Below are 23,507 nucleotides of genomic sequence, written 5' to 3' on the forward strand. Positions count from 1 at the left end.
CACTATGGTTAACCAAAGCTATGAGCCGAACGAACGGGAGGCAATCATCATCGAACTGTTTAAAGAAGGGCGAAAATCCGATAAGCCGTGGGGGCGCGCAAATCCGCAGTTCTTTCGAGAGGAAACCAATCTAAAAAAGGGGCAAGTTGAATATGCCCTCCGAAACCTCACTAATGCAGGCTGGATTCGCCGATTGAACAAAGGTGGATTATACGAATTTGTTGACGATCCTCGCGAAGACTAACACCGTGTCCTACCGAACTCTACCGTGACAAGTGATCGTAGGGTAGTCCAGTACATAGCCCCGTAGTAGGAGTGGCAGCATCCGTGTTCACCGATGCCGTCGATATCTTCGGACAGTCCGATAATCATGAGGTTCGACGACGATTTTGAGTGTATCGTGCGGCGCATCGATCTGACAACAGGCTGGTTCGGGACTGCAGCCTCGCGAACGCTTGCCTGCTAGGAGTAGCGATTTCAACCCCCTGTCGATTCAGCGACCAGCAGCAATGGCCGTGCGGGCTGGCACCCAGCGGCCCGCAGACGGGCCTCCTCTGCCGCTGCCAGGTACCAAGGTGCAACCGAGCGTGCCTGCCTCGAGGCTGCATCACTCACTGCGTGTGGCAGCGTCACCGTCGCCCAGCTCGCGGTTGGTCCGACACGCCGGACAGCCGTCGACCTCGCCCCCGACGCCGAACACGCGGATGAAGTCCCGCGTCACGAACTCGCCACAGTCGCTACAGGTTGGCATATAATAGTATTTCACAATAACACGTCATAATCGTGGTGGTCACTGTGGGGCGTGGACCGGCCGGCGGGAGCGCCGTCGCAGCCCCGATCGCCGCGGCGAGTTACTCTGACCGGTGGCGAGCCGCCTGCGCCACGACACCCCAATCCACACGACACAGCGGTCGCTTCACACCGCAGTTCCATCGCGGCAGCCGAGTACCCCGGGCGGACAGCGCGGCCGCCACACCGTCAGGACTCTTCGAGCAACGAGCGGGCCCGTTGCACGTAGCTATTCGCGTCCCAGCTGCGGGCATCGCTGATCTCGTCGAGGAGCATCCGAGCATCAGCAGCAGACAACTGCTCAGTTCGAACGAGGACCGAGAGCAGCGTCGGTGTCGTGACGAGTCGGGTATCAGCGAGCGACGCGTGGATCAAGCCAAGCTGGTTGAACTCGTCACAGAGGAAGAGCGCAGCATCGAGTTCGTTCGCCAGGGTAACAGCGGCGTTCTCGCCGTCATCAAGCGGAAACTCGGTGTCAAGGTCGACTGACCGTGTCTCGAGTGTATCTTCTTGGTCGAAAACAGTAGTTGCAGCACGACCGTGAACGTCGTCGTACGAGGCGATATCCCGGAGTTCTTCGATGACTGCTGTTGGGACGACGACGTCGTATTGGGCCAAACAGATCGAGAGTGGATCGGGATCGTTGCTGACGGCGATTCCGAGACTCACGAGGGCGGAGGAATCTGCGACAAGCCGTGACATCTATGCGTCGGCGACCGTGTCGATGAAGGCTTCGTCCAATTGCTGTTTCAGCACACGGAGGTTCGCCGCCTCTTCGGCACCGACGAGCGCTTTGAGTTGTTCGAAAGAGATCTCGTCGTCGTAGTAGGCGGCCGCGATCTCCTGCATGAGCGCATCGTCGTGAGCGGCCTCTTGGAGGTACTCCCGGAGCGCAGTCACGAGGATATCCGTCCGGTCCTCCCCGAGGACGTCCGCGAGTGCATCGGTTCGGTCGACGAGCCGGTGGGGCGCCCGAAACTGGACGCGCTTCTTATCGCCACTCATTATGTGTACAGTGTGAGCCAACCCACTTAGCCCTTGCCGTGTGTACGTTGTGAGGTCTTTAGCTTCGGAACAGTTCAAGGCTAACACGGTAGCGGATCGGTATCGACTCATCTGTTCACGGTTGAAGCAGCACTAGGTGGATCACCGCGGCCGGCGAGGTTGCCGTGACGCAATACTTCGCGAGCGTATCCGCCGAGTTACTCGCATGACCAGCGGTCTCCGACAGGCGGGATGTCGGACCATCGACGCCTGACTGCCGGGGCACCACCCGCGATGACGACAGCGATGGTCTGGGCGCACACGACCCCGGAACGCGCAGGCCCATACTTGGATACTGGCTGACCGCCAGTACGGCGCGAACCGGATGGGTTACCGTCCGGCGGCGACCAAACAGGCGCACAAGGCGTCGAGACAGAGATCCTCGCCACGGTCCTGCTGACTTCGTCGGCCATGCCGCTGCGGTACCCCCGGGTTAGGTGCTGGCACTGCTTGGAGACGAGGAGGCCGACCACCGGATTAGCGGATGCAGACTCGTCGGCCGGCTCGGAGTGGGGTAGCTCGACCGCGCGTGCGTCTCACCTAATCGACGGTCGGAATCCTGGGGCACAGTCGGTGGCGGGACGCGTCGCTGGGTTCCGGGACCTTCGTTTTCGCTCTGGACCAGCCCAGCCCAGACTCCACCCTCCGCTCTGCGCTCGCTCGATGTGACTCATCCCCACTACTATCAGCTCGCGTACGATAGGTTTCCTCATTAGGTTTGATTGGATGTTTGAGAATAGTGGGTGGACCGGTGCGCTGACAGTAGTTAATAACTCCGTCTATTACTGAAGCATGACCTAATCATTCATATCTATCAGTAACTGGCCTCCACATTCCTCGAGAAAGAGACAAAATTCTGGCAAGTGTGATCGTCAAGTCAGCCGATGACACCTGCCCGAAGAGGGCCTGTTCTTGGGAGGGCCGCTTCGGCCGGATGGCGCTCTTTACAGAGTCGTTCCCGTCCGCCGCCGAGAGAGCACTCCAAGACGGCAGCAACGGGAACATCACCGGGCTACTTTCGGCGGCAAATTTTCGGCCCTGCGTGACGGCTGTATCGACATTGGGTAACCTCAATGGCGTCCGTATCTCGCTCACCTGATCGTCGGCGAAGACGCCGCGAAGGTTTCGGAGTGGCTTGTTCACTACTGAGTCGCGCCATGGCGTCGCTGAACGATTCATCATGGTCCTTCGCCGTGATGTATCGGAGCTGATGTGGCCTGATGACAGCTTGACCTCCTCCCGTGCCTAAAGACGCGGGTATGCGCTCGCACCATGTATCATGCCGCCAGTGGGGCTGAACGTCGGACTCGGTATCGGCATGACCATAAGCGGTACAAGGCGGTTCATTGGCGTGGTGCCGGCGCTGATTGCCGGGAGTTCATATCAAAGCAAACCCTGCAGGGGTGAGCGAAGGTTCGTCGACTGGGTTCTCAGACCCTGTCTGGGATTGTATCCCATATATACCGGTGTCCACGGTGGATACTGGTGTCCACCGGCCTTTCAGGGGGTGTAGAGACGTGATATTCGAAGCCAGCAATGAACGATTCCGTGGTTTTATATGGAGGGATCGGCTCCAAGTCATTCTTGTCGCGATCGCGGACAAGTATCGAGGCAGCGTCGTCATGGAGAATCTCGATGCGTGGAGGTGCAGATACGTAAGCGGCGTGCAGGGTGAAGCAGGGACCACTGACTGCACAACTGCTTCGGCACTACATGGTCGACGGCCAGGCCTCGCTTCGAACGCGTTCCACGATTGTCGGCAGGCAGCTCCGTCGACCTCGAGGTGTTTGTGTACCTTGGTGATCCCCTCGTCCAGCCCTGTCCTCGCGGCCGTGACGCAGTAGCGCGCCCGGCGGACTTTCCGTTGGCAGCGAGCCAGGCCCTAACGTCCTCAAGGTGTTCTCGGACTCGTCACACGCGTCCAGCACCATATGGACCACCAGTTTATCAACCAGATGTATCTCGCTGCCGACCCGGCCACCGATGGCCGAGAAAACGTCGTCCACATCTCGTCACAGGGGGCGGAATCGCCGGACTATCCCTGTGGCGCCCTTGATCTTCGCCCCCGATCGCTCACGCTCAGCCAAGTGAGCGATCCCGGATCGATCACGTACGAGGACTACAAAGGGGAGCAAGCCACCTACAAGGTCCCGGACGACGTGTTTCTGATTCTGCGAACGGCCGACGGTACGCTTCACGTTCTCAGACGCAAGGTCGACACGGACACAACCGGCGAGTGGCGCACACGGGACGTCTCGAACGAATTCACCCGAGATGGCTGGCGATCTGTTGCGATCGACGATAGCGATGCCGATGAATCCACCGACCGGATCGCAGCAGCTCTCGAGACGATCGGCCAGTACATCCTGGATCTCCGAACGCAAGCCACCTTTGCCGACGTTCGAGCGGAGTTTGGCGCCGAGGCAGAGGTACTGGCGGTCGCGGTCGGCAACGGGAGCGTTGACGGGGTCGTGAGTGACGCGTACTTCCACAATCTGCAGGTCGCAGACCAGGACTATGTCATCCCGGCGATGCTCGTTCTGGAGGCGGACATCGTGGGCGCCGATCACGTCACTGCGACACTTTCGGCTGCGAACGCCCCCGCTGACGTCGGCCCGACCGTGGCCGATATCGCCGCGGAGTCAGTTCGGATGGCAGAGTATCTTCCCTTCGCACCATCATACCCGGGCTCGACGGCAGCCGAGACGTCGGTGCCAGCCCAAACGATGGGGGTATCGTCCGAGCAGGGCGTCACCGTTGAGTTCGACGCGGACCAGGTCTCTGCCCTCGAAACGAATACGGTGTACATCCACGGCGAGTTCGCCAGCCAAGAGCCGCACACTTTCGTCGCCATCGATGAACTAGCTAGTAATTAATAAGGGAAATTACTAGTACGATCAGTGATACGAGTTCCGGGACCGTGAGCCGCCACTCGTCGGGCTGGTCGCGGCGGGCGGACGCGAGTTGGGTGCGCCGGTCGTCGCCGTTGATGACGACCTCACGTACCCCGCGACGGAGCCGGTCATCGAGGTCGAAGACTCCCGGGAGCCGCTGCCGGACACGGGTCCGGCCTGCGCAGGCCCTGGCCATGGCCGCCGGTGGCGATGCCATCGTCAATGCCCGGATTGGCGCGCTGGCAGCCCGTTTCAGGGCTACTTGAATAGCGTCCGTCGATCGGGTCGGGGCGCGGCGCCACAGTACGCCCTCGGGTGTCTGTCGGGCGGGGCGAGCGCCGGCTTCCCGTACGTGTCGGCCAGCGGCGCCACTGAGGTGGCGAAAGAACGGTTCTCCAAAACGAGGGCAGCGTCCCTCGCTTTTAGCCGTCGGTACTCGATGGCACGTGACGGCGGTCGAGCGCTGTCGGCCCACGGTACGACTATGCGTTCTCCGCTGGACAGGCTCCTGGCCCGTCCTCGAGCCGGAACCGGGCCCCTTCGCCGTTCCTGAGCCGATCGCCGCGTGTTTCGGACGGGAAACCCCGGCTTGTGACCTCGTAACAACGACACGGTCGGCGGTCGAAGCCGGCCCGCCGTCCTGCTCGGCGGGGTTCGTGCCGTCACAAGAGCGGTTGCACTCGATCAGGTCCCATGCCTCCCCACTCGTAGCTGCTGCCTGCCATCGCCACGCTAGTTTATCAGTATAATTGGGGATTTGCCGGCACGTCGCCCAGCGGTGTGGACGACTATAAAAAGCCCATACCGAATAACGTGGTGATTGGAGCGTTGACAGTCGAGGCGATTTATGAGGGAGATCCCTGTCTGGGCGTGTCGGGGGAGTCGATGCAAGCCAATCCAGCGATCACGGACGGGAGGTACTGCGAGCGCCCACCGACGCCGGCAGCCCACCGCTTGGGCAGTAGGCGAGGTGAGTGCCCATGAGTCCCACAGGGCGACCGGGTGCACACCACGTGCAGTCCGGGGCCACGCCCCGTGAGCGGCCATGACGGCGTTCGATCCCCACGACAGAGCGGGGCCGGCTGATGCACTCCCAGCGACGCCTGACCGGCCAGTCGAGGAACTCGTCGTCACACCGGCCGATGATGTCTCGCCCACGCTGTCGATCGTCCTGCCGACGAAAAACGAGGCAGCGGGGATCGGCGAGTGTCTCGACCGGATCGAACGGGCGATCGCCACCCTCGGCGTGCCGACGGAGATCATCGTCAGCGACAGTTCGACCGATCGGACGCCGGAGATCGCCCGCGCCCACGGCGCGACCGTCGTCATGCCGGACCGCCCGGGCTACGGCGCCGCGTACCAGCGTGCGTTCGAGGCCGCCCGCGGTGAGTTCATCGTGATAGGGGATGCGGATACGACCTATGACTTCGCCGCCATTCCTCGCCTCGTCGAACACCTCGTCGCGACCGACGCCGATCTGGTCCTGGGGAGTCGCCTCGCGGGGGAGATCGAGCCGGGCGCGATGCCCTGGCTCCACCGGTATGTCGGTAATCCATTGCTCACACGGTTTCTCAATACGTTCTACGGCACCGAGGTGAGCGACGCCCACAGCGGCTTTCGGGTGGTGACGCGCGCCGCGTTGGAGACACTCGAGTTGACGACCGACGGGATGGAGTTCGCCAGCGAGATGATCATGGAAGCCGGCGCCCGCGGGCTAACGATCGAGGAGGTCCCGATCACGTACCACGAACGGGAAGGAGAGGCCACCCTCGAGAGTTTCCGGGACGGCTGGCGCCACGTCCGGTTCATGCTCACCAACGCCCCGGGCTATCTGTTCTCGGTTCCTGGCCTCGGTCTGGGCGTACTCGGGCTTGTCCTCATGGGCCTCGTGGCGGCTGGTACGCCCGTCGGTGGCGTCACCCTCGGCGTGCGGTCGATGATCGCCGGCGGCGTGCTCGTCCTCGTCGGCTATCAGATCATGAGCTTCGCCGTCTTCTCGACCGTGGCGACGGATCCGATCCAACGGCCGTCGGATCCGCTCACGCGATGGCTGAATCGGGCCCTCACGATCCGGCGTGGGGGTGTCGGCGGCTGCGTGGTGTTCGCGGGCGGAAGCCTCTATGCGCTGGCCTTGCTCTACAGGTGGCTGACGGCCGGCTACGCGACACTGCCGGTCGTCACCAGCGATATCGCCGCGCTCGTCGCCATCGCGTTCGGCGTTCAGACGGTGTTCACCTCGTTTCTGGCCGCGATGCTGCGAGAGTCCCGGCTCGCCCGCACGCGGGCCAATGCCCGATCGGCCGCGGGGACGGACGGCCACGACCCAGCGGCGGGCGATTAAGTGGGTGGCCGTCCGCCACGCCATCAGGGCGCCGGCGGACGCCGCTGTCGGCTACCCGACTCTGGGTGCCCGAGTCGCGGGAGTCGGCCTGGCTGTGACCACCGGCGGTGTGTGCCGACTGCCGGACGCACGCTGCCTGGAGGTCACCAGCCACAACAAACAGGCGGGTCGCGCAATCGAACTGGCCGCGTCATCGCCTGTTCGGCGACGGTGTACCACTGCGTATAAGAGCGCTAGCATGTCTGGTCCGGCTACTAGAATCTCCTGGTTCCCCATTAGGTCTCTGTCTATACCCACTAATGAGTACGGGCATGCGTGGTATGGGAGCGTATGAGATAGCATGTGCAAGGAGTCGAAACGGGACGCGCCTGTGGTCGTCGCGACCGATACGTCCGTCGAGGTCGGCCAATACGCGGAGCACATCCTCGAGGTGCCAGCGGTGAGGCCGTGGCACACGCCGGCCCTCACCAACGTACAGTTACAGCTGGTGGCCTCTGGGTAGCGACTCGGCTCGGGCGGTCGACGAACTGCGGTAGCTCGCCAAGCGCGTGCCGGTCGAATACCGAGTCACAGCGGCATCTCACTGCACACGGCGGTGATGTAGCTGCCCGCCCGTACAGGAGCGTGTGGGCCAGGACCGAACTCACATCAGCAGTACAGGAGTGGCAGTCTTAGTCCTCACCGTCGCGCTCCGGGGTCTTACGGAGTCCCTTCTGGGCCGCTGGCGACAGGTCACTATGAACGGACTCGTCGTCGGCGGTCCGACTACGGCTCCTGGGAGGCTCCGTGTCCGGGCGCCACTCCACTGCGTCGATCGCCCTGTCATGAGCGGCGAGCGCATTGTCGGCAGCGGTGGCGTTGTCAGAGCCTCCCCGCCGCTCCGTACAGCGCAAGTACGTCGTGGTCGTCTGGTCCGCTTGCAGCCGGGCTCGGAGCGACATGAGTGCCGCGACGACGAGCGCATGGCCCAGACAGTAAAGACAGCAATCGGTGAGCCGTCCCTGGTAGCATCCGTCCTGGTATCGCGGTACGTGTCGCCTCCCGTGTGAATCGTGTTCAATGCACATGATCTTCCCCAGGCTTGCAACTGCTACCCTCTGTCCATATAAGGGTTTGCCATAGTTACGTGTCTGGTTGGCGGAGCACAGCGGTCGGCACTTGCGCCTAGCGAGCAGGTTAGGCCGGTCCAGCGCCGCTCAGTGGCGATACCGCTCCCGGAGGCACGGCGCCCCTGACGCAGTTCGCTCGGTCCGCTCGAGCGACGAACTCGAGGACTGGCGCCAGGACAGAAAGTGTAGTAGCTCGACCCCATCTGTGCCGGCCCGAATCGGCAGAGATCTGGTCCATCAGTCGCGGGCGCACGCAATGCCGCCTGCAGCGGGTTCACGTTCGAACACGCACGGGCCCGAGGCTACCAGCGACAGCACCCACCAGCGCTCGAGACAGCGGTCCCCCGCCGTGTTCGCGGCGGCACATCGAGCCACGTCGCTGGCTCCCAATGCTCGGCGGGACCGGCCCTGCACCGGCGGGCACAAGCGGCGGTGACCACCACCGAGTCACTGGCAGCTGTGTCCTAACCCGCTCCTAGTACGGGGATCTAGGCGGAGTCTCTCCCACACGACAGCTGGTCACCCATCCTCTCGGAGGACTGACTGGGCGCTACTGCCGGAGGGCGACGGCCTACTGTGCTGACGGCGCGCTGGGCGCCGGAAGTGACCCCCTGATTGATATGCGTTGCCGGCGCAGCTCTGGCGTGGGATGGGTGTCCTCGACGCAGTCACCGAGCGTGTTGCTGGCCGTAGCGACAGCGTCAGCCTGCACGAATGCCGTGACTGTGGTGTGATCCTCGAGTCCGCGGGGCCGGTGTGTCCGACCTGTGGATCCACAGAGATCGCGTACTACGAGTGGTGAGCACCACATCATCTCACGGCGGGCTGGCACCCGGAGCAACAGCATCACTGTCCGGCTATCGCGTCCCTCACGATGTCCCACGGTGCGGCGGTGTGAGCAGTTGGTGTCGCCCATGGAAAAGCCGCCCTTCTAATGCGCCGCCAGTGCACTTCGGCATGATCAGGAGCATGATAAGAGAGAACTGACAGCGTCGCCGGCCACGCGCGGCGGCCCGGCACACGTACTACCGGATTCAGTGTGATCGCTCGCTGGGCCAGTCCACGCAGCCCACCTGATCGGCCACCCTGGCTGGCGAGGAGCGGCGGGACAGCGCCGTCGCTTGCGGTCGGCCGCCTAGGTGTTCGAGCGGGTGCTAACAGCATCGGCGTTGGCCGGCGGGCCCTGGTCGCGGCGCTTCCCGGTCGGCGTATACTGCTTGCGGGCCGCTGCCCGTCCGCGTGGATGGCGCAGGAGCCCCCAGTAGAGTAGCGCGCGGTGGAGCCGTAATCCAAGCCGCTTGCGCCGGTCCATATTTCACCTCCGTGTGGGAGACTCGTATACCCGCTACCTAACTGCTGACCGTGACCCAGGCGCTCCCCGCTGGCGCGGGGAGACAAGATCGTGGTCATGCGGTCGCGGCGGCCCCGTGGGTCGCCGGCGACCGGCCACAGCGAGCCGGCTGCGCGTGGCGGCGTCTCGGCGGTGGTAGGCCGTGTCCGGCCGCGCCCGCTCTCTCGTCGCGTCCCTTGTTGGAGCCGAGGCACTCCTGTATCCGGGTATCGGCCTCGAGCGCGTCGGGCCTTCTGGTATTCTCAAGGATCAGTAGCAAACCAGAGTGGCTGTCAGTCGTCCTGCTCGAGTTCGTTCGCATCGAGTTCGCCCTCGAGATACGCAATCCCCCGATCAGTGACCCTGTAGTAGCCACGTTTCTCATCGATCTTCTCGAGCAATCCTGCATCGGCGAGTACGTTCATGCGCCGAGAGATGGTATTCTGACTTCGGTCTAACACACCGAGTTCCACAACGAGATTATACCAGATGGCAGTCGGCGGTAGCGCGATCCGATGGCCCGTGTCGGTCTCGAGTTCCTGAAGGTATTCTAAAATGGCATCGTCGGCCTCGTTCATCCATGATACACGGGCCCGCATACCCCCGAAAATCATCTGATCGGTGATTAACTGCATCGGATCAGAAGCCTCCTGAGATATATGATTTAGATCTGGACCATATACACTAGATAATTAAGTGGCTCGAGTGCCAGTATATTTCTACGGAAGCTATACGCGGATTTGACTCTCTCGAGAGTCGAAAACAGCGGATCGGTGGTGGAAGCACCGAGTCCGCGAGAAGCTCCCGTAACTACCCTACGGAAGCCATGACGAACGACGATTCGCGGGGTCTTGAAAGCCCCGACAGACACGCATCGACGGAGACCGACCTGGACACGGACGCGGTTCGCGACCGCCTCGAAGCGATCACCGACCTCACCGAAACCCTCCTCGAGGAGGTCCGCCGAACCGGAGAGACGCTCGACGACGGGACGCGCCGCGACGCGACCCGTCGGCTGCGGGAGATCGACGCGGAGGCGAGACGCGTCGGCCTCGAGCTGTGTGACCGGCCGCTCGCCGAGAACCCCGCTACCCTCGTGGGTTGTGACTCACTTACGACGACGTATTCCGGCCCGGCACCGGGGGCGATCGACGCTGCCGGATCGAAGCGCGCGGACAACCAACCCACCGGCGACTGCAATCGCGGTGATCGTGATGGCGAGTGAGTCGGCCCGCGACGATATCGCGGCGCTTCGCGAGCAGATCGCGACCCTTACCGATCGAGTCGCCGAACTCGAGTCCGAGTGCGCCCGCAAGGACGAGCGTATCGAGAACCTCGAGGCCCAGGTAGCCGAGTACGAGTCCCAGACAACGGAAGCCGAACGCGCCGCCGAGGCGGCGCTCAGGAAGGCCGACGCCAACAAGGACCGCGTCCGCGAACTCCAAGCGCGGGAACTCGAGAAGGGCGCCCACCTCCGGACCGACACCGTCGATCCCCATGAGGTCGACGTCGCCGGCGACCGCCTCGAGAAACTCGCGAAGGACGACGGCGAAACCTACTACCGCGTCCCCGACTCGAGCGATCCGCTCGACCGGGGTGACGACGTCGCACTCGCCCACGGGGACCTGCTCCCCATCCAGCAACTGGCTCGCATGGATGCGGACATGCGCCGGTCGGCGGCCAACTCGCTCCCGACGCGACTGGCCGCCAAACTCTGGCAGGCCAGAACCGATCCCGCCGTCGGCGACGATCCCTGGACCGACGGCTGCAAGTCCGTCGACGAGTACGTCACCGCCTCCGATCTCAAACACTGGATCCGCAGACAGGAGGACGGTATCAGCGAGACCTACGCGAAGAAACTCGTCTCCCGAACGATCGATGCCGTGCTTGACCTCTCCAAACACCGGCTAGCGGTCCGCAAACGGACCCAGCGCAAGAACGGCCTCGAGTACACCGAACGTCGGCTGCTCCTGCCGGTCGACGCTGAGATCCCCGGTGAAAAGAGTGCCTCGAGACCCACTAATGAGAGTTCCTCGAGTAACATAGCAAAGACGGACTCGAGCGGCCTGACTGCTCCCGGAGACAGCTGACGTCCTCGGATGACCGTGGACGGCCCCTGAACACTCGCCTCGAGAGTGAGCACGTCTCTCACGTAACCAACACTGCACCTGCCGTGAGCGGTCGTTCGTTGGGTTCGGTAGTCATGGGTCCACTATCTCGAGCAGTCTTCGGCAGTCCGTAGCGAGACGGCCTCGAGTTGCTGTCCGGAGACGACAGCTGTCCACCGACGTTCGACCTCGCTGACTCTGCTCGTGATGTCCGGTCCGGCGGGGAACCCGATTCACTATCGAGCAGCCATTGCTAGTACCGCCAAGCAATCGCACTAGTACACGCCAGCAGTGTCCACCGGCCGTCGATCTCGAGGCAGGCTGGCACGATTATCCCCCCTAGTCACGAGACAACCATGGGTCTCAGAAACTATTATACGAAATCCAGGAGAAAACCCACGGCTTTAGCCGTAGGATGAATCCGTCATTGCTGGACCAAACCACGCGACGGTGACAGGCCGACTCCCCAGCGTTTAAGAAATACCAGTGCTCCATATAAGATATGGAGGTGCGGCGTACCGTCCGCGTTGCACTCGACGTGGACAGCGACGACGCCGTACTCCTCGAAGACACCGTAGACACGTTCCTCTGGTCGGCACAGTACGTCGTAGACCACGCTTTCAAAGGTGACTACGTCACCACCAGCAAAACCACGCTCGACGACGAAACCTACGACGACGTACGCGAGAAAACGGATGGGTTCAACGGTGGACTAGTGCAAGCCGCTCGGAACAAGGCCGCTGAAGCCTGCAAAAGCGTCGTCGCACGCTGGAAAAACGGTAAGAAAGCTTCGAAGCCGACGTTCACCAGCCCACACGTCATCTACGACCACCGAACCGCCACATTCCACGACAACTACGTCTCTCTCGCCACCACAGACGGTCGCATCGAAGCCGAGTACGTACTGCCCGGCGAGGATAGTGACACGCCGCACTCGGAGTACCTGTTTTCAGACGAATACGAAATCACGGGTGCCGAACTACACTACCAAGACGGCGACTGGGTACTTCACATCCACTGCAAGAAGGAAGTGGAGTCCGACACGTCGAAACAGGCAACACCTGAGAACGGAACAGTTCTCGGGGTTGACCTCGGCGTGAACCCCCTCGCCGTCACCTCGACGGGCACGTTCTGGACGGGCGACGAANAGACGGCGACTGGGTACTTCACATCCACTGCAAGAAGGAAGTGGAGTCCGACACGTCGAAACAGGCAACACCTGAGAACGGAACAGTTCTCGGGGTTGACCTCGGCGTGAACACCCTCGCCGTCACCTCGACGGGCACGTTCTGGACGGGCGACGAATTCGACCACTGGCGGCGCGAGTACGAGAAACGCCGTGGTTCACTCCAGCAGTGCGGGACGCGCTGGGCGCACGAGAACATCCAGTCAGTCGGACGGAAGGAAGAAGGTCGCTTCAAGCTAATGCTTCACCGTATCAGCAACGAACTCATCGCTGAAGCCCGTGAGAACGGGTGTACGGTCATCGCGTTCGAGGACTTGACCGACATCCGTGACCGATCTGGTGCGTCGTGGGGCCACAAGTGGGCGTTCGACTGCCTGTACGAGTATGTCGAGTACAAAGCCGAGGAACACGGCATCACAGTTGAGCAGGTTGACCCCGAGAACACGTCACGGCGTTGCTCGCACTGCGGGTTCACGCACCCTGACAACCGCAACGGCGAGGAGTTCGAGTGTCTGAAGTGAGGGTACGAGAATCACGCAGATTACAACGCCGCGAAGAACATCGGCTTACGGTATCTCCGTCGGAACCAAACTGGGTCTGGCGGAGGCGCNGAGGCTATTCTCCTGCCGAGGAATCGGCCAGAACGGGAGTCCACGCTGAATCCCACGACTTCAGTCGTGGGTAGCTCAAGACCCGCTCAAGGAACACCGACAGCCCACCGATGTATCGGTGAGGGGTGCTCGACAGCAAGACCCACGACGCTGTCAAAGATGATCTCGAGGCGTTGAGCCGTGGGCCCTCTCAGGACTCTCCGATAAACCGTTGTGAGCCTCCTGGACACGAGCGATCCACTCCGACCAAAACGACGCTTGCCCACAGTGACCTCCTGCCGATCCAGCAGCTCGCACGGCTGGACGACGATATGCTCCAGTCGACGACCAACGCGTTACCGACTCGATTAGCTGCCCGGCTCTGGAAGGCACGGACGGATCAGAGTATCGGCGACAACCCGTGGGAGACTGGCTGCAAGGAAATCAAAGCATCCGTCAAGGCGAGTGACCTGAAACATTGGATCCGCCGCCAAGAGCCTGGAACGAGTGAGACCTATGCGAAGAAACTTGTCTCGCGAACGATCGACGCCATGCTCGATCTCTCGAAACATCGTCTGGCAGTTCGGAAACGGACTAAACGCAAGAACGGACTCGAGTACACTGACTACCAACTGACAGGGCGTGCCCACGTTGAGGAACAGTCCAGATGACGCCGCTTAATGCTATTGTCGGGCTCATCACTCGCCATACTACTTGTCGTCGCGCCAGGATCCCCAGACTTCGCGGTATTTCCCGAGTTCTCGGTACTCTTTCTTCCGCTCGAAGGCGTCGATGGCGTAGATCACCTCGTTGTCTTTGTCCCAATCGATCAGCACGCGGAAGGCACCGACCCGAAGCTTGTAGCCGGGGTGGTTCTTCAACCGGTCGAGAAAGTGGTCCGGGAAGTCGCCAATGTCTTCCAGCTTGTTGATGATCCGCTCTGCGTCGTCTGTTTCGAACTGCTCCAGCGTTTCGACCAACGTCTCCGTCAGAACGACCTCGTGAGCCACCGTTCATCCCTCAGTCGTCGATACCGAGACGTTCACGGGCCTCGTCCGTTGACATCGTCCGTCCCGCTGCAACGTCCGCGTAGCCCTCGGAGACGCCCTCTTGTGCGCCGGGCGTCAGGATCGGTTCCGTGGTGTCGCGCAGCACCTCACGGATGAACTCCGACCGGTTGGTGTACTCCAGTTCCTCAGCCAGTTCATCGATCTCCTCCAGAAGCCGCTTCGGGACCTTCACGTTCAATTTAACCATCTCCCCGTCGCCGTTGTCGTCCGCGCCCGTGCTCATACGTCGTGGTACGCGGGTGGTACTCAAAGAACTGTCGCTCAGTCTTCACCGGTCGTTGACACGTAGCGAGCGGAAGCCCACGCCTTCAGGGCTGGGTCCGAGCGACAGCACGTCGTCGCAAACCACGCGCTACGACTCGTCTGGATGTTCCACCGCTTCCAGACCGGCTTCGATAATCTCCCGGTAGGCTTTGTCAAGAGCCATATCCTGCCGTTTGGCGTAGTCTTTCACTCGTCCATTCAGCGTGTGTGATATGTCGATGTTCGGGCGCATTTGTGTCCAAAAGACATTTAGACACACAGCTACAAACATCTATCGTCGTGAGGCGAACCAACACGTTCGCGGTACGCCCGCTGTCCGACGACGACGACCGGCTCCTGCGTGACCTGTTGGACGCCTCTGCGAGCCTGTGGAACGAGCTCAATTACGAGCGCCGCCAGCAATTCTTCGACGGCGAAAGCGTGTGGGACACCGACGACTACCGGAAACAATACGTCGATGTTCTCGGCTCTGCCACCGCACAGCAGGTGATTCGGAAGAACAAATCGGCGTGGCAGTCGTTTTTCGCCGCCCACGAGAACGGCGAGGACACCGCCCCACCCGGCTACTGGGGTAACGAGGACGACGGCAGAGAACTCCGCACGTTCATCCGCAACGACCAGTACACGCTGGAAACCGGCAAGCGGTCACGAGTCGAGATACCAGTCGATCACGCCCTGAAAGACGAATACGGGCTTGGGTATCACGACCGGCTCCGCCTCGAAGTGTGTGGCGCTCCCAAATGGGACGGCGAACAGGGCCAGTTGGAGATACAGTACGACGAGACAGACGACACGTTCAGGGCTTTCCAGCCTGTCACCATACCTGATTCTCGACAGGATTCACCACTGGCTTCTCACGAAGCCGCGCTGGACGTGGGCGCGAACAACCTCGTCGCCTGTACCACCACGACCGGCCAGCAGTACCTCTACGAAGGCCGGGACCTGTTTGACTGCTTCCGCGAGACGACCGAGGAGATCGCCCGGTTACAGTCGAAATTGCGCGAGGGGCGATACAGCAGTCAGCGGATACGGCGGCTGTATCGGAAACGGACGTGACGGCGCGACCACGCGCAGGATGCACTGGTCCGGGACCTGATAGAACGGCTGTACGCCGAAGGGGTCGCTACGGTGTACGTGGGCGACCTCACGGACGTTCTCTCGACGCACTGGTGCGCCGAGGTGAACGCCAAGACCCACCAGTTTTGGGCGTTCCGGACGTTCATCGAGCGCCTGTCCCACACTGCCGAAGAATACGGTATCATCATCGAGGTGCGGTCAGAAGTGGATACAACCCGGACCTGTCCGGCGTGTGGCGAGCAGGACGACACCGACCGGGACGGTGACGTGTTCCGGTGTCCGTGCGGTCACGAAGCCCACGCCGACCTGGGCGCATCTCGCACGTTCCTCGAACGACAGGCTGGCGAATCCGTTGGGTCGATGGCTCGGCCCGTGCGTCTCAAGTGGGACGACCACAACTGGTCGGAGCTACCACACTCTCCCGAGAGGGCACGTCCCAACGAGAAGCGCACAAACCGGAGTACCGGCGACGGGAAAATTGCCTCCGTGAGTGCGGCCTAGCCAACATCCCCACCGGAGGAATCCCACGGCTTCAGCCGTGGGAGGAAGTCAAAACGTCGTAGAAACGGGAAGCCCCCATCTGCTCACGGAAACTTTACGGCCGTCGCATGGCTTGTGAGACCGCCAGTCTCATGCTACCCTCAATCGCGAGCCGTCAGGCGAGTAGTAAGGTCGGTAGTTAACGTCCTCTGGAACGAGAGAACATTCCAGTGTACCTTTCGATGACATCTCCTTCCCTCATCACAGACTACAAATAAACATTCGATGTTAATCCAACGATGATACCAATGAGAAATGTTAAGTTGATAGCCGTCGTGTTTTAAAGCAACCCCAAGCACCAGTGTTGCTATGGGGTGGGGAATTTATGAGTGAGAACACGACTACTGAAACAGCCTATTGCTCGAGTTGCGACACCGAGAGAGAAATACGCATCACCGTTCCTTGGCAAGATAATATCTGTACTGAGTGTGGACAGAGTATCGACGAATAGAGGCATTTCAGGCCACATAGACTGTCCTATACTCAAGAGATGCGTTGAGTGGCGGGCGGCCTTTCAGTGCCACCGTGGCAGACGGTCGGCAACGAGAAACTGGCCGGTCAAACGTCGTAACACGGATCCCTGGTGGCGACGGACCGACATTGACTCCTGAAGGGCATATTGATGCTCGTCGTGATGGGGACCCATGGGCGGACCAGACTCGATGAACACCTTCACGGGAGTTTCGGTAAATCAACCTTCTGTAGTAAACTACCCTACCCTACTTCGCTTACCCCAGAGGGGGTTCGCTCGTTGAGGGGAGGGCTTTGATGTGGACTCCCGACAATCAGTCTCCGGCAATAGGCCGGTGACTCTCGCCGTTCAACATCCCACCATTCACACGCACGTCTACTGGTGTCGAAGGAAATCTCCGATTTCCTGACCATTGGAAAGCTTCGCTTTCCAAGACGTCTCCGCTCCCCTACTTGGGCGAGGAACGGAGTCTGTGTTTCCGCTTCCGGGCGTACCGGAGCCCGATATTCTTCGCTGCGTTGTAGTCCGCGTTCACCTCGTAGCCGCACTTCTGGCACTCGAAGTGTTCGCCGTCACGGTTCGCTTCGTGCGTGAACCCACAGTCTGTCCGAGAACAGCGTTGGGACGTGTGGTTCGGCGCAACCTGCTTCGCCGCGACGCCGCGTTTGGCGGCCTTGTACTCGACATACTCGAACAGGCGACGGAACGCCCATAAGTGGTGCCACTTCGCCTGTGGAAGCCGCTCACGGATGTCCGTTAAGTCCTCGAATACGATCACGTCGCACCCGTTCTCGACGGCTTCCGTAACGATCTCGTTAGCAACGGTGTGGAGGTACTGCTTTCGACACGCTTCTTCGCGCTTGCCGAGGCGAAGAAGCGCGTTGTGCGCAGCTTGCGTTCCACGCTGTTGCAGATCACCGCGTCGCTTCTCGAACTCACGGCACCAATGGTCGTAGTCGTCTCCCTGCCAGAAGCGCCCGGTCGAAGCGACTGCAAGGCTGTTGACGCCGAGATCGATACCAAGGACTGTTTGGTACTCAGTATCTTCCGAAACCTCGGACTCGTCATCGTCCGAATCGTGCTTCCGAGTCGTGATGTGGAAGTAGAACTCGTCGGTCGCCTTGTCGTATTGCAGTGTGCTCGCCCGGAACTCAAACTCCTCGGACAGCACGTACCGTTCGTATGGTGTGGGGCTGTCCGAGGGAAGTTCAAAGGCACACTCGACGCGCCCGTTGACGGTTGAGAGGGACACGCGGTCGCGGTAAAAGGTCGCGCTTCGCTTGTCATAGAGGATACTCCATGACGTGAACTCCGGCTGGCTCACTCGTTTCCCGTCCTCCCACCGTTCGACGCATCCCTTGACAGCTTGGACGGCGCGTCGAATGGCTTCTTGAACGAGGTTCGCGGTGAGATCGGTTTCCTCGCGGAGTTCGTCGTAGAGCGCGTCCCGTGCGGTCGTATTGGCCGTGATGCACTCTGTGTAAGAGGCGTTGGACCAACAAAACTCGGCGGCGCGGTTGGCACAGTGGAGGAACTGACGGGCGGATTCGTGGAGGTCGTTGCGACGCTCATCGGGAACAATGAGTTTGACCGGCGCGGTTCGACGAACCTCCATGTTTCAGATTACTGTCGGATGGTACTTATACGCTTGGAAGTCGGGTGGCTACCGTCGTGCGGTTATGTCGTCCTTTATCGGTTTCCTCTCCGACCTACTCGCTCGCTTCACTCGTTCCTTGAGGTCGGAGGCTCCACCTCGAATTATGCTGAACGCGGGGGTTATGAATATATCATTATCTGAAGATTTCAATAGAGCCATTAAGACTGAACAGGCGCCGAGAAAGATCGATGAACAACTTACCTACCAATTCTGAGCAACGCAATGGTGGGGACTAAGTCACTGTACATAGGTAGCCCCTCGTCAGAGGTAGATTCCGGCCTCTCCCGAATTTGTGTTCTCTTCTGCAGTTCTGCAGTAGAGAAGACACCAAACTAGTACTGCTATGGAAAGTGTTAACATATGTATAATAGCATCGTATCTCAATGTATCGATGAACTATACTATCTCGATCAATTACTATACCCGTGCTGTGGTGCTCTTCCCGATCTTGAAGCACTGCCGTTGTTCAGTTGAGAGAGTAACGACGTGATGGCCGCGCTCGGGGCCTGGCGCGTCTGGACTGGGAGCGCAGCCGCGTGCGGCTCCTACGACCATCGCGAGCGCCGCGAGGTCCACTACCTGTGGGGAAGGCCATCCGATGGAGGAAGTGCTCCACGAGCGGCTCAGTGGCCCTGCGGAAGCCGTCGCTCCGGACGGTGGCCGAACGGGCGACGTTCGCGACCGACTGGTCGTCGACGAGAACGCAGAGTCACAGGACGATCTCGAGCCCCGCACGAAGCGTGCCGTCGCCGAAGCGATGGACGTCTCGCTCCTCTCGAAAGGTGGCCGCTACGAGGTACAGTCCGCGTCCGGCAACAGGTACGAAGTCGACATCATCGACGAGTCGTGTTCCTGTCCCGACTGGCAGCAGCGCTCACCCGAGGGCGGCTGCAAACACCTGCGTCGCGTCGATCACGAGATCGAACGGGGCCGTGTTCCCCGACCAGACGGCCGGCTCCCAACTACCTCAGGGTAGATCACCATCTGCTTCGTCGGAACCGCTCTTCTGTTACTGGGTAGTGTGGCGGCACACTAGACTTTTCACGGCCGGTCACATACTGGGAGGTATGAGCAGCGACAGAATTGACGCCGAAAGCAAGGTGTCTGGAAACCAGGCAAACATCCCTGCCCGGATTCGGCGTGAACTCAATATCGACGATGGTGATCAGCTCCGTTGGCATCTCGAAGACGACGGGAGCATACGGGTCCAAGTCATCCAACAGCAAACGGGCACGTTCGCCGACTTCGACGGCTACGCTGGTGAGGAGCCGACCGATGTAACGAGCGATCACGACGCCTGGGGCGTCGATGTCGAGTAAATGCCACGTGCACTCATCGATACGACAGTCCTCTTTGCAGCCTCATACCGACGGGATGGATCCCACGATGCCGCGCTTCCCGTGCTCCAAGGCATCGACAATGGAACGCTCCCGGAGGCAGTCGTCCTCGACTACGTTCTTGCGGAAACACTCAACGGCCTCACGACCCACGCCGGCCACGACGCAGCCGTCGATCTCCTCGATCGCATTGAAGAAAACACCCGCTTCCACATCGACTCACTCACCACTGACGCCCTCGCAACAGGGAAGTCCCTCTTCCGCCAACATGAACCCCTCTCCTTCGTCGATGCCTGCATTGTCGCGTATATGCAAACCGAGGGGCTCGGCTACCTGTATGCGTTTGACGACGATTTTGACGCTGTCGAGGATGTTTATCGACTCGATACAGCAACGAAGCCCTACGATCCGAACTGACGCTAGCTGATGCCACGGCTGGCGACGACGTTCGGTCTCAGGATAGTCGTACTTCGTAGTCAGCCGCCAGCTCCTGGAACCCGTCCCACTCCGGGAACTGGTTGGTGTCGACCTCGCCGTGCGTCTCGAGGTAGCGGAGCAAGGCGTCGATTTCGCCTTTGAGGTCATACTTCGCCGCCTGCTCTCGGAGATCCTCCTCGTCAACGTCGACGTGACTGAGTAGAAGGAGACAGTACGAGCGGTGGCGGCTGCCGTCGTCGATCAGCAGCGTGTGACAACACAGCTCCCCCGGCGAGACTGCGTCGAGCTCCTCGGAGTAGAAGTAGTAGCGATGCCCAGTGAGCAGGAACTGGAGGTCGTAGGCCGCGAATAGAGCGAGGCCGGTTTCGTGGAACGCCTCCGCGCCGATCTCCGTCTCGGCCTGGGCGAGGAATTCGTCGGAGTCCTCCCAGAGAATCGTGCCCTTCGGGGCGACGGCTTCGAGGCGTTGGCGATGCAGATGATGTGCAAGTTCACGTGCGAGCTCGTGGAGGCGGTCGAAGTCGGCGTTGAAGTCATAGCGGCCGTCGTCCGTCCCGACGAGACCACGGTCGCGAAACCGCTTGAGGACTCGGTTGACCGTATTGCGGTAGTTGTCGCTCCGGTCGGCGATCTCGGAGACCGTTCGCGGCTGGTCGAGGTAGTACAGCACCTCGAGTGCCTTCCCGGTCAGTAGCTCGGGGAAGTGGATGTGGGAGTGCTGGCGGACGAGATCTTGGTAGAGTTCGATGGCGCGAGCATCCGAGGGGACGACTCGTTTTCGGCGGCCGTCACGTTCCGTGTAGACGAGTCCTTTCTCGACGAGATCGGCGATGGCACGGGAGAGGTAGCTCTCGCTGTGGTCAAGCTTCGTCGCGAGCTCGGAAATCGTGTCGCCGCGGTCGACCGTGGCGAGGACCTCGANGGCACGGGAGAGGTAGCTCTCGCTGTGGTCAAGCTTCGTCGCGAGCTCGGAAATCGTGTCGCCGCGGTCGACCGTGGCGAGGACCTCGAGTTCGATGCGGCGGAGCACGGTGTAACATAGTACGAACTTGTATATAAAGAAGTTTCGAGTAGTGTTACAGTAAGCAGACACAAGAACCGCTCAAGTCGTCTTAACCAACAAAACTATGGATTAGCGGGTTGTGTTGGTTAATACGAGAGTAGTCGATGTCCTACGAACCCCCGACCCCACCGGCGAACCTCCCGACGGAGATCGTTAACACGCTCAACGAATCGGACCCGGAACGGCTCCGAGACATTGCTACGTACGCCGAAGCGCTCGCCGAGCACAAGGAACGAGAGGCCCGTCTCGAGGAGTCGGCAGATCAAGAAGAGGTCGAAGAGCGACCAGACGATCTGCCGGACGACGTCCCGACGAAGGCCATGATCACAATCAAGGAGATTAACAACAACCGCTACTACTACTGGCAGTGGCGAGAAGGCGAAAAAGTTCGTTCCCAGTATAAAGGTCCAGTCAGTCCCGACGAATAGACGGTGGTGAACCGTAGCCGGGTGTTTGTCGAGGCAATTAGTAGCGCAGCAGAAGACATCCCCTAGAGTGTGAATGGGTTCAACCCACCTCACACCCCTCAGTGTGAATGGGTCCGGTCAGCCCAGACAGGTAACACTCGGAGAGAACAGACCCACCCCACGTTTCCGTCGTAACTGGAGATCGGTGGAGGGAACGCAGCCACGATCAAGGGGATCACACCCCCCACGTTTCCGTCGTTTCGTCACCCGGCCAAAGTCGATTATTGGGAGTAGAAGACGACCTCGGATCACCCACCTCATGTTTCCGACGTATCGAGAGATACACTCGTGATCAGGGGTGTGGTCAGCGACCGAAACGGGAGCTAGGCCAGGTCTTCCAACCGGCTGTCCCGGAGGACAGATTTCAGCACGATGCCGGTATCCTGAACCAGCCGGTGCTCGAGATAACTGCCTTCACCCCGGCCACCCCCGGTCCGAGTAGATTCAACGACACCGAGGAACGCCTGCTCTTTCAACAGCTCATAGACGCGGTGCTCGCTGAGAGTCTTCGCGTCAGCCTTCTCTGTCGTCGCTTGATACCGTTCGTAAATCCGGTTGGTCGAAAACCCGTCCTCGTTCGGATTCTCTTCGGTGAGCAGCGCGAGAGAATAGAGGATGAATTTGACCTGAGTCGTCGACCCCCGGAGAAGCTCCTCGAACCGATCGATTTCAGCCCACTCCTGGGCATCGCGAACGTGTTCCTCGACGACTGTATCGACGTTTTCTCGCTCGGCTAGTTCGCCGGCGTGACGAAGAATTTCGATTGCCTTTCTGGCGTCACCGTGTTCTTGAGCGGCTAGAGCCGCCGTCAGCGGAATCACATCATCAGAGAGAACGCCATCGTGGAACGCGTCCCGTCGGTGCTTCATAATCTCGCGCAGTTGATTCGCGTCGTAGGGCTGGAAAACGAACTCCTCCTCGCGAAGACTGGACTTGACGCGTTCGTTCAGCTGGTCGCGATACTCGATCTTGTTGCTGACTGCGATGACGCCCAGGTGGCAATCCGCTTTCCCCGATTCGCGAGCCCGCGAGAGCTGCATAAGAATATCATCGTCATCGAGTCGGTCCACCTCGTCGAGAATGATGATGACTGACTCGTAGGCAGTATCCAGAATCTCCCAGAGATAGTCGTAGTATTCACCGCTGCCAATCCCTGCGCGTGGAATATCGAAGTCAGTCTCGTCCGTCTCGTTGAGTGAACGAGTCACCGTCCTCGCGACGCGTGTCTGTGTGTTATGCTGCGCGCAGTCGACGTAGACCGTGCCGACGGACACACCGTTCGACTCCGCGGCTCGCCGGGCTCGTTCGGTGACGTGACGGGCAACTAGTGACTTCCCGGTTCCCGTTTTGCCGTAAATAATCACGTTGTTGGGCGGATCGCCACGAACGATTGGCCTGAGTTCAGCAGCCACGGCCTTGATCTCGCCATCTCGGCCGACGATACGTCCGCTTTCAGGGACGTAGCCAACCTTCAGCAGCTCCTTGCGAGCGAAAATGTTGGCTCGGTCGGGGTCGTCTTCATCAAAGTCGAAGAGGGGATCGTCAGCGGGATCCTCGTAGCGGCCGTCGAAGTCAGAGAGTTGGGACGGTTCCTCAGCCATCAATATCAGACATCGCGGATGGGACCTACTTAATGATTTGGCTACCCCGACCAGAGTGTAAATCGGGCTATGGCCGTCTTCTGATGTTTTATCGCCGCCGTATCATCCTCACAAAGGATCGAGCCGGCCC

18 protein-coding genes and 6 pseudogenes are annotated in these 23,507 nt (G+C 60.6%); 13 read left to right on the forward strand and 11 right to left on the reverse strand.

Annotation, left to right across the window (positions count from 1 at the left end):
* Positions 1–4: 4 nt before the first annotated feature.
* Complete coding sequence (locus C489_RS21055) at positions 5–244, forward strand: MarR family transcriptional regulator (RefSeq protein WP_083902843.1); 240 nt, start codon at positions 5–7, stop codon at positions 242–244.
* A 363-nt stretch (positions 245–607) separates the two neighbouring features.
* Here C489_RS21055 and C489_RS22335 read toward each other — a convergent pair whose 3' ends face one another.
* The 3 genes from C489_RS22335 to C489_RS18345 all read right to left on the reverse strand — a co-directional run bounded on the left by C489_RS22335 (position 608) and on the right by C489_RS18345 (position 1,794).
* Complete coding sequence (locus C489_RS22335; RefSeq protein ID WP_006432855.1) at positions 608–751, reverse strand: DUF7563 family protein; 144 nt, start codon at positions 749–751, stop codon at positions 608–610.
* Positions 752–978: 227 nt separating this feature from the next.
* Positions 979–1,491 (reverse strand): hypothetical protein, encoded by a 513-nt coding sequence (locus C489_RS18340; RefSeq protein WP_006432856.1) that lies wholly within the window; start codon positions 1,489–1,491, stop codon positions 979–981.
* Positions 1,492–1,794, reverse strand: a complete 303-nt coding sequence (locus tag C489_RS18345; RefSeq protein ID WP_006432857.1) for a hypothetical protein — start codon at positions 1,792–1,794, stop codon at positions 1,492–1,494.
* 1,970 nt (positions 1,795–3,764) lie between these two features.
* Here C489_RS18345 and C489_RS18350 point away from each other — a divergent pair.
* Entirely contained in the window at positions 3,765–4,709 is a 945-nt protein-coding gene (locus C489_RS18350; RefSeq protein ID WP_006432858.1) for a hypothetical protein, read from the forward strand.
* On the opposite strand, the gene C489_RS18355 is transcribed toward C489_RS18350, so the two are convergent.
* Entirely contained in the window at positions 4,699–4,944 is a 246-nt protein-coding gene (locus C489_RS18355; protein ID WP_152423194.1) for a hypothetical protein, read from the reverse strand. The two genes, C489_RS18350 and C489_RS18355, sit on opposite strands and share 11 nt — an antisense overlap.
* Positions 4,945–5,772: 828 nt before the next feature.
* On the opposite strand from C489_RS18355, the gene C489_RS18360 reads away from it, so the two are divergent.
* Positions 5,773–7,068 carry a glycosyltransferase family 2 protein gene (locus tag C489_RS18360; RefSeq protein ID WP_006432860.1) on the forward strand — a complete coding sequence of 432 codons (1,296 nt, stop codon included), beginning with the start codon at positions 5,773–5,775 and terminating at the stop codon, positions 7,066–7,068.
* A 2,244-nt stretch (positions 7,069–9,312) separates the two neighbouring features.
* Here the strand turns inward: C489_RS18360 and C489_RS22340 are convergent.
* Positions 9,313–9,489, reverse strand: a complete 177-nt coding sequence (locus tag C489_RS22340; protein ID WP_169331194.1) for a hypothetical protein — start codon at positions 9,487–9,489, stop codon at positions 9,313–9,315.
* A gap of 311 nt (positions 9,490–9,800) precedes the next feature.
* Positions 9,801–10,085, reverse strand: a complete 285-nt coding sequence (locus C489_RS18370; RefSeq protein ID WP_006432863.1) for a helix-turn-helix domain-containing protein — start codon at positions 10,083–10,085, stop codon at positions 9,801–9,803.
* A gap of 248 nt (positions 10,086–10,333) precedes the next feature.
* Here C489_RS18370 and C489_RS18375 point away from each other — a divergent pair, with 248 nt between their 5' ends.
* The 5 genes and pseudogenes from C489_RS18375 to C489_RS18395 form a co-directional block, all read left to right on the forward strand.
* Positions 10,334–10,732: a hypothetical protein gene (locus C489_RS18375; protein ID WP_006432864.1), complete on the forward strand. Its 399-nt coding sequence runs from the start codon at positions 10,334–10,336 to the stop codon at positions 10,730–10,732.
* A complete protein-coding gene (locus C489_RS18380) occupies positions 10,722–11,597 on the forward strand; it encodes a hypothetical protein (RefSeq protein WP_006432865.1) in 876 nt (291 codons plus the stop codon). The genes C489_RS18375 and C489_RS18380 overlap by 11 nt, the downstream gene beginning before the upstream one ends.
* Before the next feature lie 520 nt (positions 11,598–12,117).
* Positions 12,118–12,750: pseudogene (locus tag C489_RS23250) on the forward strand (RNA-guided endonuclease TnpB family protein); the annotation flags it as partial.
* A gap of 14 nt (positions 12,751–12,764) precedes the next feature.
* A pseudogene (locus tag C489_RS23255) lies at positions 12,765–13,486 on the forward strand (RNA-guided endonuclease InsQ/TnpB family protein); the annotation flags it as partial.
* A gap of 81 nt (positions 13,487–13,567) precedes the next feature.
* Positions 13,568–14,026 (forward strand): annotated as a pseudogene (locus tag C489_RS18395) (hypothetical protein); the annotation flags it as partial.
* Between the two features lie 75 nt (positions 14,027–14,101).
* Here C489_RS18395 and C489_RS18400 read toward each other — a convergent pair.
* Together C489_RS18400 and C489_RS18405 are read right to left on the reverse strand one after the other, a co-directional pair.
* A complete protein-coding gene (locus tag C489_RS18400; protein WP_006432867.1) occupies positions 14,102–14,401 on the reverse strand; it encodes a type II toxin-antitoxin system RelE family toxin in 300 nt (99 codons plus the stop codon).
* A gap of 10 nt (positions 14,402–14,411) precedes the next feature.
* Positions 14,412–14,684, reverse strand: coding sequence for a ribbon-helix-helix domain-containing protein (locus C489_RS18405; RefSeq protein ID WP_006432868.1), 273 nt, complete (start codon positions 14,682–14,684; stop codon positions 14,412–14,414).
* Positions 14,685–15,004: 320 nt separating this feature from the next.
* Between C489_RS18405 and C489_RS18415 the strand changes: the two are divergent.
* Positions 15,005–16,303 (forward strand): annotated as a pseudogene (locus C489_RS18415) (RNA-guided endonuclease InsQ/TnpB family protein).
* A gap of 824 nt (positions 16,304–17,127) precedes the next feature.
* Here the strand turns inward: C489_RS18415 and C489_RS18420 are convergent.
* Positions 17,128–18,429 (reverse strand): annotated as a pseudogene (locus C489_RS18420) (RNA-guided endonuclease InsQ/TnpB family protein).
* Positions 18,430–18,954: 525 nt separating this feature from the next.
* Between C489_RS18420 and C489_RS18430 the strand changes: the two are divergent.
* The 3 genes and pseudogenes from C489_RS18430 to C489_RS18440 all read left to right on the forward strand — a co-directional run.
* Positions 18,955–19,447 (forward strand): annotated as a pseudogene (locus tag C489_RS18430) (hypothetical protein); the annotation flags it as partial.
* A gap of 91 nt (positions 19,448–19,538) precedes the next feature.
* Positions 19,539–19,790 carry an AbrB/MazE/SpoVT family DNA-binding domain-containing protein gene (locus tag C489_RS18435; RefSeq protein WP_006432873.1) on the forward strand — a complete coding sequence of 84 codons (252 nt, stop codon included), beginning with the start codon at positions 19,539–19,541 and terminating at the stop codon, positions 19,788–19,790.
* The gene (locus C489_RS18440; RefSeq protein ID WP_006432874.1) at positions 19,791–20,225 is read left to right on the forward strand and encodes a PIN domain-containing protein; all 435 of its coding nucleotides are present in this window, start codon (positions 19,791–19,793) and stop codon (positions 20,223–20,225) included.
* Between the two features lie 37 nt (positions 20,226–20,262).
* Here the strand turns inward: C489_RS18440 and C489_RS18445 are convergent, their stop codons facing one another.
* Positions 20,263–21,222, reverse strand: a complete 960-nt coding sequence (locus C489_RS18445) for a helix-turn-helix transcriptional regulator (protein WP_083902845.1) — start codon at positions 21,220–21,222, stop codon at positions 20,263–20,265.
* 191 nt (positions 21,223–21,413) lie between these two features.
* On the opposite strand from C489_RS18445, the gene C489_RS18450 reads away from it, so the two are divergent.
* On the forward strand, positions 21,414–21,737 hold the full coding sequence (locus tag C489_RS18450) for a hypothetical protein (RefSeq protein WP_006432876.1): 324 nt from the start codon (positions 21,414–21,416) through the stop codon (positions 21,735–21,737).
* 362 nt (positions 21,738–22,099) lie between these two features.
* On the opposite strand, the gene C489_RS18455 is transcribed toward C489_RS18450, so the two are convergent.
* Positions 22,100–23,377, reverse strand: coding sequence for a Cdc6/Cdc18 family protein (locus tag C489_RS18455; protein ID WP_006432877.1), 1,278 nt, complete (start codon positions 23,375–23,377; stop codon positions 22,100–22,102).
* Positions 23,378–23,507 lie beyond the last annotated feature (130 nt).

Origin of the sequence: Natrinema versiforme JCM 10478 (assembly GCF_000337195.1) — an archaeon.
Taxonomy (GTDB): domain Archaea; phylum Halobacteriota; class Halobacteria; order Halobacteriales; family Natrialbaceae; genus Natrinema; species Natrinema versiforme.

Bases quoted from the DNA above. Each gene is read 5' to 3' on its own strand.
- C489_RS21055 (WP_083902843.1), top strand. From the start codon at position 5: ATGGTTAACCAAAGCTATGAGCCGAACGAACGGGAGGCAATCATCATC.
- C489_RS22335 (WP_006432855.1), bottom strand. From the start codon at position 751: ATGCCAACCTGTAGCGACTGTGGCGAGTTCGTGACGCGGGACTTCATC.
- C489_RS18340 (WP_006432856.1), bottom strand. From the start codon at position 1,491: ATGTCACGGCTTGTCGCAGATTCCTCCGCCCTCGTGAGTCTCGGAATC.
- C489_RS18345 (WP_006432857.1), bottom strand. From the start codon at position 1,794: ATGAGTGGCGATAAGAAGCGCGTCCAGTTTCGGGCGCCCCACCGGCTC.
- C489_RS18350 (WP_006432858.1), top strand. From the start codon at position 3,765: ATGGACCACCAGTTTATCAACCAGATGTATCTCGCTGCCGACCCGGCC.
- C489_RS18355 (WP_152423194.1), bottom strand. From the start codon at position 4,944: ATGGCATCGCCACCGGCGGCCATGGCCAGGGCCTGCGCAGGCCGGACC.
- C489_RS18360 (WP_006432860.1), top strand. From the start codon at position 5,773: ATGACGGCGTTCGATCCCCACGACAGAGCGGGGCCGGCTGATGCACTC.
- C489_RS22340 (WP_169331194.1), bottom strand. From the start codon at position 9,489: ATGGACCGGCGCAAGCGGCTTGGATTACGGCTCCACCGCGCGCTACTC.
- C489_RS18370 (WP_006432863.1), bottom strand. From the start codon at position 10,085: ATGAACGAGGCCGACGATGCCATTTTAGAATACCTTCAGGAACTCGAG.
- C489_RS18375 (WP_006432864.1), top strand. From the start codon at position 10,334: ATGACGAACGACGATTCGCGGGGTCTTGAAAGCCCCGACAGACACGCA.
- C489_RS18380 (WP_006432865.1), top strand. From the start codon at position 10,722: ATGGCGAGTGAGTCGGCCCGCGACGATATCGCGGCGCTTCGCGAGCAG.
- C489_RS18405 (WP_006432868.1), bottom strand. From the start codon at position 14,684: ATGAGCACGGGCGCGGACGACAACGGCGACGGGGAGATGGTTAAATTG.
- C489_RS18435 (WP_006432873.1), top strand. From the start codon at position 19,539: ATGAGCAGCGACAGAATTGACGCCGAAAGCAAGGTGTCTGGAAACCAG.
- C489_RS18440 (WP_006432874.1), top strand. From the start codon at position 19,791: ATGCCACGTGCACTCATCGATACGACAGTCCTCTTTGCAGCCTCATAC.
- C489_RS18450 (WP_006432876.1), top strand. From the start codon at position 21,414: ATGTCCTACGAACCCCCGACCCCACCGGCGAACCTCCCGACGGAGATC.
- C489_RS18455 (WP_006432877.1), bottom strand. From the start codon at position 23,377: ATGGCTGAGGAACCGTCCCAACTCTCTGACTTCGACGGCCGCTACGAG.